14 protein-coding genes are annotated in these 14,763 nt (G+C 58.6%); 5 read left to right on the forward strand and 9 right to left on the reverse strand.

What is annotated here, in order from left to right; all coding sequences use genetic code 11:
* Positions 1–20: 20 nt before the first annotated feature.
* The 3 genes from PPTH39_RS17520 (at position 21) to PPTH39_RS17530 (ending at position 3,399) form a co-directional block, all read left to right on the forward strand.
* Complete coding sequence (locus PPTH39_RS17520) at positions 21–635, forward strand: DUF4136 domain-containing protein (protein WP_095019795.1); 615 nt, start codon at positions 21–23, stop codon at positions 633–635.
* A 28-nt stretch (positions 636–663) separates the two neighbouring features.
* On the forward strand, positions 664–1,251 hold the full coding sequence (locus PPTH39_RS17525) for a DUF4136 domain-containing protein (protein WP_095001057.1): 588 nt from the start codon (positions 664–666) through the stop codon (positions 1,249–1,251).
* A 234-nt stretch (positions 1,252–1,485) separates the two neighbouring features.
* Entirely contained in the window at positions 1,486–3,399 is a 1,914-nt protein-coding gene (locus PPTH39_RS17530; RefSeq protein WP_130872251.1) for a pilus assembly protein TadG-related protein, read from the forward strand.
* A gap of 128 nt (positions 3,400–3,527) precedes the next feature.
* Here PPTH39_RS17530 and PPTH39_RS17535 read toward each other — a convergent pair whose 3' ends face one another.
* Positions 3,528–6,272 carry a PAS domain-containing sensor histidine kinase gene (locus tag PPTH39_RS17535; protein ID WP_130872252.1) on the reverse strand — a complete coding sequence of 915 codons (2,745 nt, stop codon included), beginning with the start codon at positions 6,270–6,272 and terminating at the stop codon, positions 3,528–3,530.
* Entirely contained in the window at positions 6,262–6,705 is a 444-nt protein-coding gene (locus PPTH39_RS17540; RefSeq protein WP_130872253.1) for a TadE/TadG family type IV pilus assembly protein, read from the reverse strand. The genes PPTH39_RS17535 and PPTH39_RS17540 overlap by 11 nt, the downstream gene beginning before the upstream one ends.
* Positions 6,706–6,776: 71 nt before the next feature.
* Here PPTH39_RS17540 and PPTH39_RS17545 point away from each other — a divergent pair, with 71 nt between their 5' ends.
* Together PPTH39_RS17545 and PPTH39_RS17550 are read left to right on the forward strand one after the other, a co-directional pair.
* Positions 6,777–7,250 carry a prepilin peptidase gene (locus PPTH39_RS17545; RefSeq protein WP_095001053.1) on the forward strand — a complete coding sequence of 158 codons (474 nt, stop codon included), beginning with the start codon at positions 6,777–6,779 and terminating at the stop codon, positions 7,248–7,250.
* 117 nt (positions 7,251–7,367) lie between these two features.
* On the forward strand, positions 7,368–8,150 hold the full coding sequence (locus PPTH39_RS17550; protein ID WP_095001052.1) for a response regulator transcription factor: 783 nt from the start codon (positions 7,368–7,370) through the stop codon (positions 8,148–8,150).
* 138 nt (positions 8,151–8,288) lie between these two features.
* Here PPTH39_RS17550 and PPTH39_RS17555 read toward each other — a convergent pair whose 3' ends face one another.
* Genes PPTH39_RS17555 through PPTH39_RS17585 form a run of 7 tightly spaced genes read right to left on the reverse strand, consistent with a single transcriptional unit; the run spans position 8,289 to position 14,757 of the window.
* Positions 8,289–8,555, reverse strand: coding sequence for a DUF3613 domain-containing protein (locus PPTH39_RS17555; RefSeq protein ID WP_095001051.1), 267 nt, complete (start codon positions 8,553–8,555; stop codon positions 8,289–8,291).
* Between the two features lie 17 nt (positions 8,556–8,572).
* Positions 8,573–9,262: a tetratricopeptide repeat protein gene (locus tag PPTH39_RS17560; RefSeq protein WP_095001050.1), complete on the reverse strand. Its 690-nt coding sequence runs from the start codon at positions 9,260–9,262 to the stop codon at positions 8,573–8,575.
* 14 nt (positions 9,263–9,276) lie between these two features.
* Positions 9,277–10,161, reverse strand: coding sequence for a type II secretion system F family protein (locus PPTH39_RS17565; protein ID WP_095020823.1), 885 nt, complete (start codon positions 10,159–10,161; stop codon positions 9,277–9,279).
* Between the two features lies 1 nt (position 10,162).
* Entirely contained in the window at positions 10,163–11,047 is an 885-nt protein-coding gene (locus tag PPTH39_RS17570; RefSeq protein WP_095001048.1) for a type II secretion system F family protein, read from the reverse strand.
* A gap of 10 nt (positions 11,048–11,057) precedes the next feature.
* Positions 11,058–12,332: a CpaF family protein gene (locus PPTH39_RS17575; RefSeq protein ID WP_095001047.1), complete on the reverse strand. Its 1,275-nt coding sequence runs from the start codon at positions 12,330–12,332 to the stop codon at positions 11,058–11,060.
* Positions 12,329–13,534: a pilus assembly protein gene (locus tag PPTH39_RS17580; protein WP_095001046.1), complete on the reverse strand. Its 1,206-nt coding sequence runs from the start codon at positions 13,532–13,534 to the stop codon at positions 12,329–12,331. Before PPTH39_RS17580 ends, PPTH39_RS17575 begins: the two co-directional genes overlap by 4 nt.
* Positions 13,531–14,757 carry a type II and III secretion system protein family protein gene (locus PPTH39_RS17585; protein WP_095001045.1) on the reverse strand — a complete coding sequence of 409 codons (1,227 nt, stop codon included), beginning with the start codon at positions 14,755–14,757 and terminating at the stop codon, positions 13,531–13,533. Before PPTH39_RS17585 ends, PPTH39_RS17580 begins: the two co-directional genes overlap by 4 nt.
* Positions 14,758–14,763: the final 6 nt, after the last annotated feature.

The following is a 14,763-nucleotide window of genomic DNA, read 5'->3' on the forward strand; positions in this document are numbered from 1 at the left end:
CCCTGCGGGGGGAGAGCATGATGTATCGCCGCGTTGCCTTGATCGTTTTGAGCCTGGGGCTGGGCGCTTGCCAAAGCCCCAACCCGTACACCGCCACCTCAATGCCCATGCCTCCGGCTCCGGCACAGGCAGCCAATACCCTGGACTTGAGTGCCTACCCGGCCCCGCCACGGGATTACGGGCGCTACCAGAGCTGGGCCTGGCTCAATGGTCGGCTGCCGGTTGGCACGGCATGGGCCGACTCGGCGCAAATCGCCGAAGCGGTTAACAATGCCCTGGACCAGCGCGGCTTGCGCCCGGCACAACCCAACCGTCCGGCGGATCTTTGGGTCAGTGCTGATTTGCACACCGAAAAACGCTTGCGCCAGGTACAGGACGACTATGGTTACGGGGCCGGCTACGGCAGCGGTTACGGCCGCTACGGCAGCCAATACGGCATGTACAACTCTGTCCCCGTCATACGTACTTATGAGGTTGAGGTCATGGTGGTTCGACTCAACCTGTATGACGGTAAAACTGGCCAGCCGGTGTGGAGTTCCAGTGCAGAAACCAGCAGTAAAGGCAGCCTGAGCGAACGCAGTGACGCCCTGCGCGAATCACTGAACAAGGCAGTACAGGCTTACCCTCCCCATTGAGTCTCAATAGTGAAGTGGAGAAATCATCATGCTTCGTCGCATTGCATTACTGGGCCTGGCCCTGCTGCTCAGTGCCTGCGAAACCATGCAGGTCAGCCATGATTACAACCCTGCTGTCGATTTCGCCCAGTTCCGTACCTGGGCCTGGAAAGACCCTGCCGTGCAATACCAACCCAACAACCCGATGCTTAGAAGCGACCTGACCGAGCAACGCATTGTCCAGGCCGTCAGCAGCCAGCTGGACCAGCGCGGCCTGCGCCCGGTAGCGGCAGGCAGCAAGCCGGACTTGCTGGTGCAAACCTGGCTGATCGTGGCCAACCGCCAGGAACAGGTGGTGACCAACTACGGCTACGGTGGCCCTTGGGGCGGGCCGTGGGGGGGTTACTGGGGCGGCCCGTGGGAAGGTTACTGGGGCGCACCGATGTATAACGAAACCCGCAACGTGGTCTACCAGGTTGGTACGCTGCAGATCGACCTGATAGATGCCAAAGACGGCAAGCTGGTGTGGCGAGGCAGTGCAGAGAAAGTCGTCGACAGCAGCCCGACCCCGGCTGAACGCAGCGCTGCAATCCAGCAAGCAGTCACCAAGATCCTGAGTACGTATCCGCCCAAGTAAGTTACGCAGCATTAACTTGCTCACGATGTATATAAGTAAGTTGGTATTAATACTTTCGTGAGCAAGTTGGTTTTTACACTGTTTTTCTGACCACTTGTCGTTGTCTTTTGATTAACCGTTCACATCGCGCTTATAAAACTGGCAACTGGCCAGCGCACCGATCACTTCTTGTCTACACTCGCTGAAACTTTGGAGAGTTAGCGCTGGGCACTGTTCCAGCATCAGGAGTGCTCGATGTCTCCCCAACTACGCGGTATGGGTTTTTATGGTCCCCGGCAGCAGCATGGCGCAATCGGCCTGATGGCTGCTGTGACGCTGGGCATGGTGCTGCTGTTTATGCTGCTGGTGGTCGACAGCGGGCGCCTGTACCTGGAGCAGCGCAAGTTGCAGCGCGTGGCGGATATGGCGGTGCTGGAGGCAGTGAGTCGGGGCGGTAACTGTGCTGGCGCCAGTACTGCTGCCGGTTTCGCCAACCAGAGTGCCACTCGCAACAGCTTCACCCCCGGCAGCGTGCAAAAAGTAAACACCACTTGCGGCACCCTGAGCACCAACAGTAGCCAGTTGCGGGTATTCACTGCCGACGCAACCAAATCCGATGCCATTCGCGTAATCGCCACCACCACTGTGCCGACCAGCGTGGCCGGAGGCTTGTGGAGTATGTTTTCCAAAAACGGGTTTAATCTGAATACCAATTTGACGGCGAGTGCGGTGGGCTCAACACCGGGGCCGACGCTGGCGCAAATAAGTATTCGTACCACACTGGCTACGGTCGACTCCTCACAATCGCCGCTGCTCAACAACCTGTTTACAGGCCTGCTGGGAGGTAACGTAGCCATTTCGGCCGTTGGCTGGGACGGCTTGGTCAAAGCAGACATCAACTTACTGCAGTACTTGAATCAATTGGCCGTTAACTTGAACGTCAAGGCAGGAGATTACACAACGCTACTCACTACCAATGCCACGGTGACTGACTTTATAAAAGCGGCGGCTACTGTCGCAAAACTTAACGGAGCTACGGCAGATGTACAAACAGCACTGACCAACCTACAAGTTGCCGCTATTAAAAACACACCCATAAAAGTTGGTGACTTATTACAACTACAAACCGGAACTTCAACTGCTGGCCTGGACACCAACCTTAACTTATTTTCAGTGATACAAGCCGCCATTCAAATTGCCAACAAGAATAATGCCGCTGCCGTCAGCCTACCGGTTAACGTGCTGGGACTGGCCAAGGTAACGACCACGGTAAAAGTAATCGAGCCCCCGCAGTTCTCTGCCATCGGCAACCCGGCCACGGACAGGCTTTTTGTGCGCACGGCGCAAGTGAGGTCTTTAATCACCATTGAGCTTCCGGTTCTCAATACCGTGGCTTCACTTGTGAGTAAAGTTCTGGATCTTGTTACAGGCTTGCTCGGGGCCATTATCGGTACGACCTACAGCCCTCAAATACTTCCGCCGCCATTAATCCTCAGTGTCAATCTGGATGCAGGTGGCGCAGATGCACTGGTGACCGGATATAGCTGCCCTACGGGAAGTACCGGCACTAAAAGCCTTACGGTTTTGGCACACACGGCCCTGGCCAATTTGAATGTCGGCAACATTGATGGCAGCAAGGCTTTTTCCTCTTCAGCCTCCGTAACCGTTACACCACTGCCCATTGTGAACATCGTCAGCAAGACCTGCTTGGCCCTCATTTGTTCTTCAAAGGATTATGGCGGCGGCGGCATTGCGATCATGGCAAAGCTACCCATTGCTCCAACTCCCAGCACCCTGCTTTTTTCTGCAGCCTCAAGCTCGGAGCCGCCCAATTTGAAACTTCCACCGGCGGCCAAAAACGCCAGCCCCACGACCAACGTGGTGGCCAGCCTGAAAAGTACGCTGAGCAATTTGCCGATTCAACTGTACGCACCAGTGGATAGCACCGGCATCCTCGGGGCACTCGCAACGAATTTGTCGAATGCTGTCACCGCAACGCTGCTGGCAGTGGTAAACATTGCTGGAGGGTTGATTACAGGCGTTTTGAGCCCATTGCTTGATCCTGTGATCAACAACCTGCTCTCGCTGTTGGGGGTCAACCTCATGGTGACGGAAGTTGATGCCAACCTCTCCTGCAACCAGGGTGGCCGCGCCCAGCTGGTGCTTTGACCTAAATGGAGTGCAATACCTTGTGGGAGCGGGCTTGCTCGCGATTCAGGCACCTCGGTACATCTGATATACCGAGGTGATGCAATCGCGAGCAAGCCCGCTCCCACATGAAGGGTGGAACGCTGAATTCAGGCTGCAACCACCGGCAACTCCACACAAAACCGCGCCCCATGCTCGGTATTGCTGACACTCAGCCGCCCGCCCATATTGTCGATAATGCCGTAACTCACGGACAACCCCAGGCCGGTACCCAGGCCGATGGGCTTGGTGGTGAAAAACGGTTCGAAGATCCGTTCCAAAAGCCGCGGATCAATCCCACCCGCATTGTCGTCCACCCGCAGGCGCACACTCTGCGCATCGGACTCAACGCTCAGGGCAATCCAGGGCTCAAAGTCGCGGTCAGTTTCACGCTTGCTCATCAGCGCATCACGGGCATTGACCATCAGGTTGATCAGCACTTGCTCCAACTGATCCACATGGCCGCGCACCTGCACAGCGCAAGCCTGGCCCTCACTGCGCAATTGCACACCCTTGCCCCTCAAGCCCTCACCCAGCAAGGCTACAGAGCCTTCCATGGCCTGCGCCGGGTTGAACACTTGCTGTTCGATTTCGGAACGACGGCCAAACACCCGCAAGTGGTCTACCACCCGCGCCGCACGCTGGATCTGACCGTCAATACGGGTGAGTTTGTCTTGCAAATAATCGATCTGCGCATCGCCATTACCCAGGCGTTTGAGCACGTTGACCACGGCCATGCGCATCACGTTCAGCGGCTGGTTGATTTCGTGCGCCAGCCCCGTGGCCATTTCGCCCAGGGTGGCCATTTTCGCGCTGTGGGTCAGTTGCTGTTGCGAGCGACGCACTTCGGTGTTGTCGCGGCCCACGGCCTGCACTTCAAGCAAGTTGCCCTGCTCGTCAAAAATGCCCCGGTCCGACCACACCCACCAGGCATATTCACGCCCCGGCAGTTGCAGGCTGATTTCCGCCGTGCTGACCGGTGCCTGCGGAGTCAAGCCGGCTATACGCTGCACAAAGGCCTCGCGCTGCTCAGTGGATAGCCAACTGCTCAGGTTGATGCCCGGCAGTTGCGCAGTGGTGCATTCCAGGTAGCTGGCCAGCGGCTGATTGCCGAAGGTCAGGGTCAGGTCGGGCAGGTAACGGCAGATCATCGCCGGTGAGTCCTCAACCAGTATCCGATAACGCTCCTCGCTGTTTTTGACCCGCTCGGCCGCTTCGGTGGCTTCGGTGATATCCAGCCACAAGCCAACCACTTCTACCGGCAAACCAAGGTCGTTACGCAACAGCTTGGCCTCATCCAGCAACCAGTGATAATCGCCGCGCCGATCGCGCAGGCGATAACGGTTGCGGGCGCTGCCTTCGCGCAGCAACTGCCGGGTACGGCCAAAAAACTGTTCGAGGTCATCGGGATGGACCCACTCGATCAAGGTTTCACTGGTACATTCCTCCAGCGTCCAGCCCAGTAAAGGCTTGAGGCTGTCACTGAAAAATGCCGGTACCAGCGCGCCTTCAACATAACGCTGTACATAAATCACCGCCGGGGAACTGGCGATCAGGTTGTCCAGCCGCGCATGGGCGGCGGCGACTTGTTGCTGCTGGTTTTTGATATCGCTGACATCCAGCATAAAACCTACGATGCGCCGCCGGGTGCCGCTGCCCAGCACCTGGCCCTGAATCCGGTACCAGCGGGCAGGCTCTGTGGCCTGTGGCTCATGTACCCGGGCAAACAGTAATAATTCTTTGCCATATTCCAGCAGTTCATTGAAGCGACCGCTAAGTTCATCACGGTCAGCCGGGTGAAACAACGCCAGCCATGCCTGGCGGGTCATGGCCTGCGGCTCGGCCACAGCGTCCAGGTTGATGGCCAGTTGTGGAGCCAGTTCCAGCAGTTCGCTGGTGCTCGACCATTCCCACCAGCCGGTGCCCAGCAGGCCTTGCAGGGCTTCCATGCGCTCGCTTTGCTGCAGGTGCTGCTGCTCACGTAAACGGTCCAGCAGTGGTGCGGCCAGGGCAGCGCACACCTGCATCCAGTCGCTTTCACTCATTTGCGGGCCGTGCAGGGACGCCGGGTAAAACCCCAGCATCAACCAGGCACACAAGCCTTGCTGGTCGCTGTAAGGCACCAGCACACCATCGGCATTGCCAAACAAATCGTTTAATCGCGGGTTACCGTCGCGCTCGACACGCTGGGGTGACGTTCCGCCAAGCGGGTCGAGCAGGCTGCCCAGGTTTTGTTCTGGCAGCCACAGTTGCGGCGCATCAAAGGCGTGATACGTGCTGTGCATATACCAGGAAGCCTGTGGACCCTCACGCAGCGCCAGCGCCATACAGGGCACACGCCCATGCTGGGCGACGCTGCGCAGCGCTTCGTGCATGACCTCGGACAGACGCGATGCACTGCACTGGCGCAACTGCCCGGCCAGCCCCAGGATCAGTTGCGTGCAGCGCTCGCGGCTGCGGGCCTGCTCACTGCCAAGGCGCAGGTCGCTGATATCCAGCAACTGCAAAAGCCAGCTGCTCCCCTGGGGTTGCACCCAGCCCCGGGTATGCACCACACGCAGCCCCGCACACTGGAAGTCGAGATCAAGACTGTGACCAACCCAGTCTGCCGGTACGCCTTCAAGCGCCAGCGTGCTCCCCGGCACCAGATAGCTCAGGAGCAGGCGCGGTGAACCATCGTCGCTGCCCCGCGCCAGGCCGTAGCGCTGCAGGCCGTGGATTTCAATGACGTGCCCCAGCGGATCAAGCATCAGCTGGATACCCGCATGGGTGCGTGATTGCGGATCGGTGGATTCAGGCAAGCGCTCGTCGGTCCGTCCCAACAAGCGCCCGAACAGCCCTTCGCTAGGGGACAAGTTGAGCACTCGATTCGGCTTTCAAATTTGTTGGCAGGCTAGGCACTGTGATCGTTCCCAATTTGAGCACCGGCATGATGGTGGTCAACGCCGTAGCAGGCAGGGTCACACTGGCAGTCAGCACTTTGGTTGTCGGGTTATAGGTCGCGGCCGGAACCAGGCTGCCTTTAACCGCAGTGGGCACCCAGGCCAGTTTCTCGTTCAATACGCTCTTGGCCAACGTCTCCACCAGCCCGCCATAGTTGGCCGCCGTCGGATCCACCGCCATGCTGCGCCGCACCGCCTCGGCCGTCGCATTGTTGAATGACTGCACCAACAGCAGGGGCAAGCTGTAGCTGAGCAAGCCATAAAGCACCGCAAAAAAAATCACAAACACCAGCGCGAACTCAATCGCCGCCGCGCCCTGCTGCTTTTTGCCAAGTCTTGTTTTCATGACTGCGTCTACCCTGACTGTCGACAGTAATATCATCATAGAATCATTGGTAAAAAACGGAGGCTCTTTACGTGATCCAGTTAGCTGTTGTGTTGCTGTGGTTTGTGGCCTGTTCCATTCAAGACCTGCTCCAACGCCATATTTCCAACTTCCTGACGTTGGGTGGCGCAGCGCTGGCGCTGCTGTATCTGCTGTGGACCGGTCACACCTGGCTGGGAGCAAGCGCAACCGAAGGAGGCTGGGCGCTGCTGATCGCGCTGGTGCTGACACTGCCCGGTTATGCCTTGAACAAGCTGGGTGCCGGCGACGTAAAGCTGTTGATCGCCCTGGCGCTGACAACCGATCGTCCGACAATTCTTGGCACCGTTATCGGTGCTGGCATCTGTAGTGGCATCTGGTGGTTTTGTGCGTCAAAAATACTGCCGTCAATAAATCAACAAGTTAAGACGCTCTCGCTTGCGAAAGGCGCCACAGTGTCAAAAAAGCTTCCCTTTGCACCCTTCCTGTTCGGTGGTTTTACCCTGACAATGGCTCTGCTTCACTAGTCATTACGAGGGATTAATACCTTGTACATAGTCGTAAAGTAGGTCTACGTTTAATTCAATCACCGCAAGTATGTGGACCAAGATGTCCCTGATTGGTTTACCAGGAAGGAGAACCACGTGAACACGCCCAACCCCCTAATAAAAGTGCTCGTAGTCGACGATCAGTCGTTGATTGTCGAAGAACTGTGCGAGTTTCTGGAAAGCAGCGGTTACCGTTGCGTGCCTTGCAATACAACCCGTGAAGCCATTGATGCGTTTGTGGCCGACCCGCAAATCGGCCTGGTGCTCTGCGACCTGCACATGCCCGACATGAACGGCATCGAACTGACCCAGCAGTTGCAAAAACTGGCCGGCAAACACCGCGCCTTTGAAAGCATCCTGTTGACCGGTCGCGCCGATAAACAGGATGTGATCAAGGCCCTGCGTATCGGCATCGCCGACTACTATCAAAAGCCGGTCGACCTCAATGAGCTGCTCGAGGGCATCCAGCGCCAGGAAGCTATTTTGCGTGAGCGCCACAAAAGCGATCAGCTGGGCCACCTGAACCAGAAATTGCAGTTCCTGGCCGAATCCATCGATGACCTATATCAGGACATGGAGTCCGCCCGGCGCCCTCCGCAAGCTGCCACTCACCCCTTGAACAGCCAGGAACCAGGTGAAGGCCCCTGGCAACAAATCCCGACGATCTTCAAACAGCTGTCACCACGCCAGCTGGACGTCGCCAAGCTGGTCAGCAAGGGCCAGACCAACTACCAGATCGCCTGTGACCTGGGCATCACCGAAAACACGGTCAAGCTCTATGTGTCGCAAGTGCTGCGCCTGACCCATATGAACAACCGCACCCAACTGGCCCTGGCCCTGTCGCCAAACGCCGGCGCCCATCGGCAAACTGCGCACTAGCGACCTGATCACTTCACTGAAGCGGTGCGAGTTGCCCGCGATACAACTGGCGCGGCGGGTGAGTGACGCCGCACCGCTGCCATCGCGGGCAAGCCCGCTCCCACAGGCCTGTGGGGGCCCGCTATTGCAGGAAAGAACTTATTCCTGGCTGGCCTTGCCACCCTCTTTCTGCCCGTAGTACTCGGGGATTTCATGTTTATAACTGTCCAGCCAGCGCTGCAGGCTGAGCTCACGCTCCGCCGGCGTAGCCGTTTGGTGGATGGGCGACTGGACGCTGCCGCTCACTTGCAATTGCAGCCAGTTCTCGGTTTGCTGCTGGGTTCTGGGGGTGGGGCCAGGCTCGATAGCCAGCGCACCCAGCGGCATCAGGGCCAGCAGCACCCCCACACGAATAGATAAAGTCATGGCAAACCTCCAACGCGTTATTTGACGACAGCCACCTGGTTGCTGGCGGTCCTGGCTTGAGCTTTCAAAGCTTGTGCCCGGTACTGGGCATCACTTACCTGTTCGGGTGTCAGGCCCGCGCGGGTTACCAGTTCTGCGGCCTGCTTCCACTGGTCCTGATAAATCAGCAAGGTCACCAGGTTCAATGCCGCCGGAGATTCATCCTGCTTGAGCTCCAGAGCGGTCAAAAACTCGAACCGCGCTTCATCAACCCGCCGTTGATTGAGATAAACCACACCCAGGTCATTGCGGATCTTGGCATCGGTCGGCGCCATTTGTGCCGCACGCTCCAGATGGGTGATCGCCAGGGCGTTGTCACCGTGCCCGGCTGCCAGTTGGCCCAGGCCATGCTCCCCTTCGGCTGCCAGGCACGACCCCAGCAACCCTTGATACAGCGGCCCGGCCTCATCGCGGCCCAACTGGCGATAAATCCGTGCCTTGCGCAGTTGTACCTGCGCCGACCCCTGCGGCAGGTTTTGCAGGTTGGCCAGGCTGGCGTGCAGCTTGCCTTCCTTGGCCATGTCATCGGCCAGGTTCAGTGACAGCTCCTGGTCACCACTCAACTTGGTGCAACTGCCGCCCATGGCCATCCACGGCGGATTACTCTGACCTCCTGTGGCACAGCCGCCCAGCATCAGCAGCCCGCACACGACGATGACAGCTTTCATGTTCATACCCCTGGTCAAGAGAGAAAGGCTCGCGAGATAGCGACAAAACTCGGCCCGGCCAAGACGATCATCAAAGCGGGGAACAGAAACACCATCATCACTACCGACATTTTGGCGGACATCTTGGAGATATATTCCTCCATGCGGGTCAAACGACGGTCATCCAGCAGCTCCTTGAGTGCCTGCAATGACTTCATCGCGCCACCACCCTGCTGAATCAATTGCTGCAGAATCACGCAGGTGTCATTGAACTCGTCTACATCCAGCAGACTCGCGGTTTTGCTCAGTTCCTGATTCAACTCCAGCCCCGAGTCGACCCGGGCCAGAATCACCCGCAACTCACCGGTCAGTACCGGCAGCAGGTGCCGCGCTTCCTGGCTCAACACCCGCAGCGCCTGTTCGACTGCCATGCCCGACTCAAACAGAATGCGCAGCAACGGAATAAAGGTTGAAACTTCGATCGCCACTTCCTGCTGGCGCCTTTTTGCAGCATAGGCCAACAATCGCTTGGGGATCAGATAGCCCAAAGCCAGGGAGAACAGCATCACCACCAGCAGATTGCCCGAACGCGGAAAAAACAGCTCATAGCCCAAGAACACCAGCCCGGCAAAAGCTATCGGGGTGCCAACCTGAAAAGCGGCAAACAGCGAGCGCTGACTGGCGGTGCGCCAGCCGATGCGGTTGAGCAGGGTCTGGGTTTCGCTGTCCATCGACACCGAGCGCTGGCCAAACTTGCTGTTGCCCACCGCCCGCATCCACAGGCTGAGCTTGCCGGGGCCGGTCTTGTCACCATCCAGGCGCTGCATGACCCGTTGCTGGCTCATGCGATCCTGAACCACGTTATTGATCAACAGCGCCATGGCGCCCAGCAGCAACACCACACAAATCAAAAAGGCCATGTCATACGCTCCGTACCATGCGCCACAGCGCCACACTGCCGATTATCTGCATGGCCATTGCGGTAAGGAGCATCTGCTGCCCTCCGCCGTCCTGCCACATCTTGAGCATGTAGCTGGGGTTGGTCACCATAAAGAAACCCACCACAAACACCGGCAACGAGCCCAATACCAGCGCCGTCATCCGGGTTTCACCGGTCATGGCGCGCAACTTGCGCGCCCCCTGCTCACGCTCGCGAATCAGCACGATCAGGTTCTCCAGCAACTCACTGGCATTACCACCGTAGCGATGGTTGACCTTAAGCCCCAGGGCAAACATGCGAAATTCATCACGTTCATAAAGCTCGGCAAAGTCGTTCACTGCCTCGGGCAGGCTCACCCCCATCTGCACGTTGCGCGATACCCGGCTGATACTGCTTTTGAGCGGGTCGCTGGATGCCTCGATCGCGGTCAACACCGCATCGGCCAAGGTGCGTCCGGCCTTGAGGCTGCGCACGCAGTGATCGAGCAGCAATGGCAGTTGCTCAACCATGCGCCGAACCCGGCGGTGGTAACGCCAGCTGACAAAGAGTTTGAGCAGCACCGGCGGCAACACCAGCAACGCGAGCAAGAACACCCAGCCACCGATCAGGCCCGCCACAATCACCGCAGCGGCCCATAGCGACAGCCACAAACCCAGACGCTCTGAAGGGCGCCCCAGGCCTGCCTGCAAAAAAGCCCGGTCCAGCCAGGCCACGCCCTGGGCTTTCTCCAGCAACTGCGGCTGGCCTTCACCCAGACGCTCCAGCACACGGCCCGTGGTCGGGTCGGTCAGGGCGCGATACACCAGATTCAGCGATAGCGCGAACATCAGGAAACTGATGGTAAAAAGCAGTAAGGCCGGGTTCATATGCAGTGCCTCAGCCGTGGGCGTTCAGGACGGGGTCACGACGCAACTTGTCGCTTGCCGGGTTCAAGGCCTCGCGCATAAAACCAAAGCCGGTGCGCTTGTCGAGACGGAACAGGGTGTTGGTCACATACACATCGTCACGCACCCCCACCACCTCCAGCACTTCACTGACGCAACGGCGGCCATCGGGCATGCGCGTCAGCTGGATAATCACGTCCAGTGCGGCGCAGATCATCTGGCGCAAGGTTTTCTCCGCCACCGTACGCCCGGTCAAACCCACCAGGGTTTCCAGTCGCAGCAGGGCATCCTGTGCGGTGTTGGCGTGGACGGTGCTCATGGAACCATCGTGACCGGTGTTCATCGCGGTCAATACATCGAGCACTTCCACACCGCGGATCTCGCCGAGAATGATGCGGTCCGGACGCATCCGCAGGGCGTTGCGGATCAGGTCGCTGGATTTCACCTCACCATGCCCTTCGGCATTGGGCGGGCGGGTTTCAAGGCGCACCACATGAGGGTGGCCCAACTGCAATTCAGCCACGTCCTCGATGGTGACCAGGCGCTCATGGGGGTTGATCAACTGGCTGAGGATGTTGAGCAGCGTGGTTTTACCGGTACCGGTACCGCCGCTGATCAGGATGTTGCAGCGCTTGCCCACCGCCTCCTGGAAGAATTCAAAGATTGCCTGGTCGATGGTCTGCATGGCCACCAGGTCGCTGCTTTGCAGCATGTCCTTGCGAAATTTCCGGATCGACAGGCACGGGCCATCCAGGGCAATGGGCGGAATGATGGCGTTGACCCGGCTGCCATCGGGCAGGCGCGCATCGACCATCGGCGAGGACTCATCCAGACGCCGCCCCAGGGGCGCCAGAATGCGCTGCATCACCCGTTCCACATGATGGTCATCGATAAAGCGCAGATCGCTCTGGCTAAGTCGACCCTCGCGTTCGACAAACACCCGATGGGGGCCGTTGACCAGAATTTCAGTCACGGCCGGGTCGCGCAGCAGCACTTCGAGGGGGCCGAATCCGGTCAGTTCGTCGACGATCTCCTCGGCCAGACGCTCCATCTCATAACGGGAAATAGCCAGATGCAGGCGCGACACATACTCGGCTACCCGCTCGGTAACAAACTGGGCCAAAGACACCCGGGAACCTTCCAGCAGGTTTTTTCCGGTCTCTTCAATGGCATCGATGATATAGCGGTGCAGCACCAGTTTCAGGCCGTCATGGTCCGCACGACCATCCTTGTACAGGCCTGAGCCAAACAGCTGTTCATTGCTCATTTGGCCCCCCACAGGCGGTTCAGGTTCAGCCAGGTACCCGATTTGGAAGTCGCTTGCTCAGGCACCTGTGAACGCAAGACCAACCGTTCACCGAGTTTTTTCAAAGCCTGGCTCAGGGCTTCGCGCGGGGCCAGGTCAAACAGGGTGGTGGCCTGATTCTTGGCATTGATGCGCAGCTCCGGGCTGGGTGGGAGTGTTGTCAGCACCGGCAGGCCAAAGCTTTTACCCAGGGCATCGGCATTGGGAGCAACGCCACTCATATAGCGGTCGATCAACAAGCCCGTATGCTCGAACTTCATGCCCTTGGCCCGCCAGCGGCTGAGTACGTCGAGATTGCGGCGGCAATCGAGCACGCTTTGGTCGGTGTACCACAGCAGGCTGTCGCAATGGGTGGCAAAGGTACGCAGCGCTTCACTGTCAGGCTGACCGGTGAGGTTGACCACAATATGCTGGAAGTGCTGACGCAAGGCACTGAGCAACATATACAGTTCGGCGGCACTGGTTTGCTCCAGCGGTTCGTCACTGTCACTGTGGGCCAACACCCGCAAGCCACTGGCAGTCTTGGTAAAGGCACTGTCAATCAAGGTGCTGTCCAGGCGCCGCAAATGACGCAGGGCATCACCGAAAAAGAACGAGCTTTCCAGGCCCAGCACGGCCAGGCCATCACCACGGGGCACGCCCAGGTCCAGAAACAGGGTTTTTTGATCGTGCTTTTGCACCACCAGCCCCAAGTGGCTGGCCAGCAATGCACCATCGGCATTGCATTGCGCACTGAACAACACGCTCAGACCACCCAACTGGGCATTCGGTGCTACAGGTGGCAGGCGCTTGCTCAGGCGCCGTACCAGCCCCGCCACTTCACTGGAGCGCGAACCGTAGGCCACAAAGTCCCTCGCCCCGGCGCGCATGGCATTGAGTACCAGCTGGTTATCCATACCGTCGCCCAGGGCAACGATGGCCAACATGGGCTTGGCTTCCAGAGCACCTTCAATCAGCGCGCACTGGTTGACTACCTTGTCCCGATCCAAGCCCACAAATATCAGGCCGGCAAACGTCACATCAACCAGGGCCAGCAGTTCATCCAGGCTACTTGTGCCTGCACCCACCACTTGACCCAACGGCGCTAATGCTCCCTGCAGCCACTCAAGATCGGTGTTGTTGCGCGTCAGCGCGAGAAATGTCTGGCTTAGGCTTTGGCTCATTGAGATAACCCGCTACGGCTATTGAATTTGCCGTTCTCCAGGAAATACAGGCGATACCAGTTAGGGTCGTAATTGCGCAATTGCTCCCCGGGCATCGTCGGCAGTGCCGCATTGGCAGCCAGTGGCTGGACCAGATGCGGGGTGACGATCATCAGCAGTTCTTTCTCTTCACGACTGATATTGGAGTCGCGGAAAAAAGCGCCAAGAATCGGAATGTCGCCCAGCCCCGGGAATTTGTTGACCTGGGAGCTGTTGCGCGAACTGATCAAGCCACTGATCACAAAACTTTCGCCGTCGGCCAGTGAGATGCTGGTATCGGTGCGTCGAACCGTCAGGCCCGGTACCAGGGTGCCGGCGATATTCACCGCGTTGGTGTAGTCCAGCTCACTGACTTCGGGGGCCACCTTGAGCATGATGCGATCACGCCCCACCACGGTCGGGGTCAGCGTGAGGCGGATACCGAACTCCTTGTACTCGATCGACACGTTATCGCTGCCGCTGCTGGGCACCGGGATTGGCACTTCACCACCGGCCAGAAAGGTTGCACTCTGCCCGCTCATGGCCACGAGGCTGGGACGCGCCAGGGTGTAGGCAAAGCCGCTGCCTTCCAGGGCATTGATCATGGCCCTGACCTTGCCGCCGCCAAAGCCGATGTTGAAATACTTGGCGTTGGCCACCGGACCACCGGTGATGATCCCTTCAGCGGTGCTGAGGAATGAGCCCGGCGAGCCGAACAGGAAGTTGCTGCCCATACCGAAGATCGAGGTACTGGCTTCCTGCAGTTTGGTGCGACTGACTTCGACAAAGCGGATATCGGTTTGCACCTGCACCGGCAAGGTCGGGTCTTCGGAGGGCGGCAACGTCGTACCGGTCAGCCCCGAGGCGGCCTTGCCCTTGACGAAAAGCATGGTTTGGTGCGGCTCTTTCGAGCAGGCACTCCAGACCATCAGGCTGGTGGTGCCCGAGGCAATACCAGTGAGCAAAAAAGCGTTTGGCCCATTGGAGCGAATATCGGCAATGGTGGGGTCGCCCACGGCAATGCGCGAGATATTCACCGGAAAGCCCATGGCCTTCTGGGCCCCCTGGGCCACTTCCAATACCGAAGGCAATGCGTTGAATGCCGCGCAGTTTTCGCCTGCGGCCAAGGCCATCTCCAGGGGCAAGCTGCTCAGCAGCAGCGTCCAGAAAGCGCGTTTATAAAGTGGAGGGCAACGGTGGCTCATGTTGGT

Source organism: Pseudomonas bubulae (genome assembly GCF_900618535.1).
Taxonomy (GTDB): domain Bacteria; phylum Pseudomonadota; class Gammaproteobacteria; order Pseudomonadales; family Pseudomonadaceae; genus Aquipseudomonas; species Aquipseudomonas bubulae.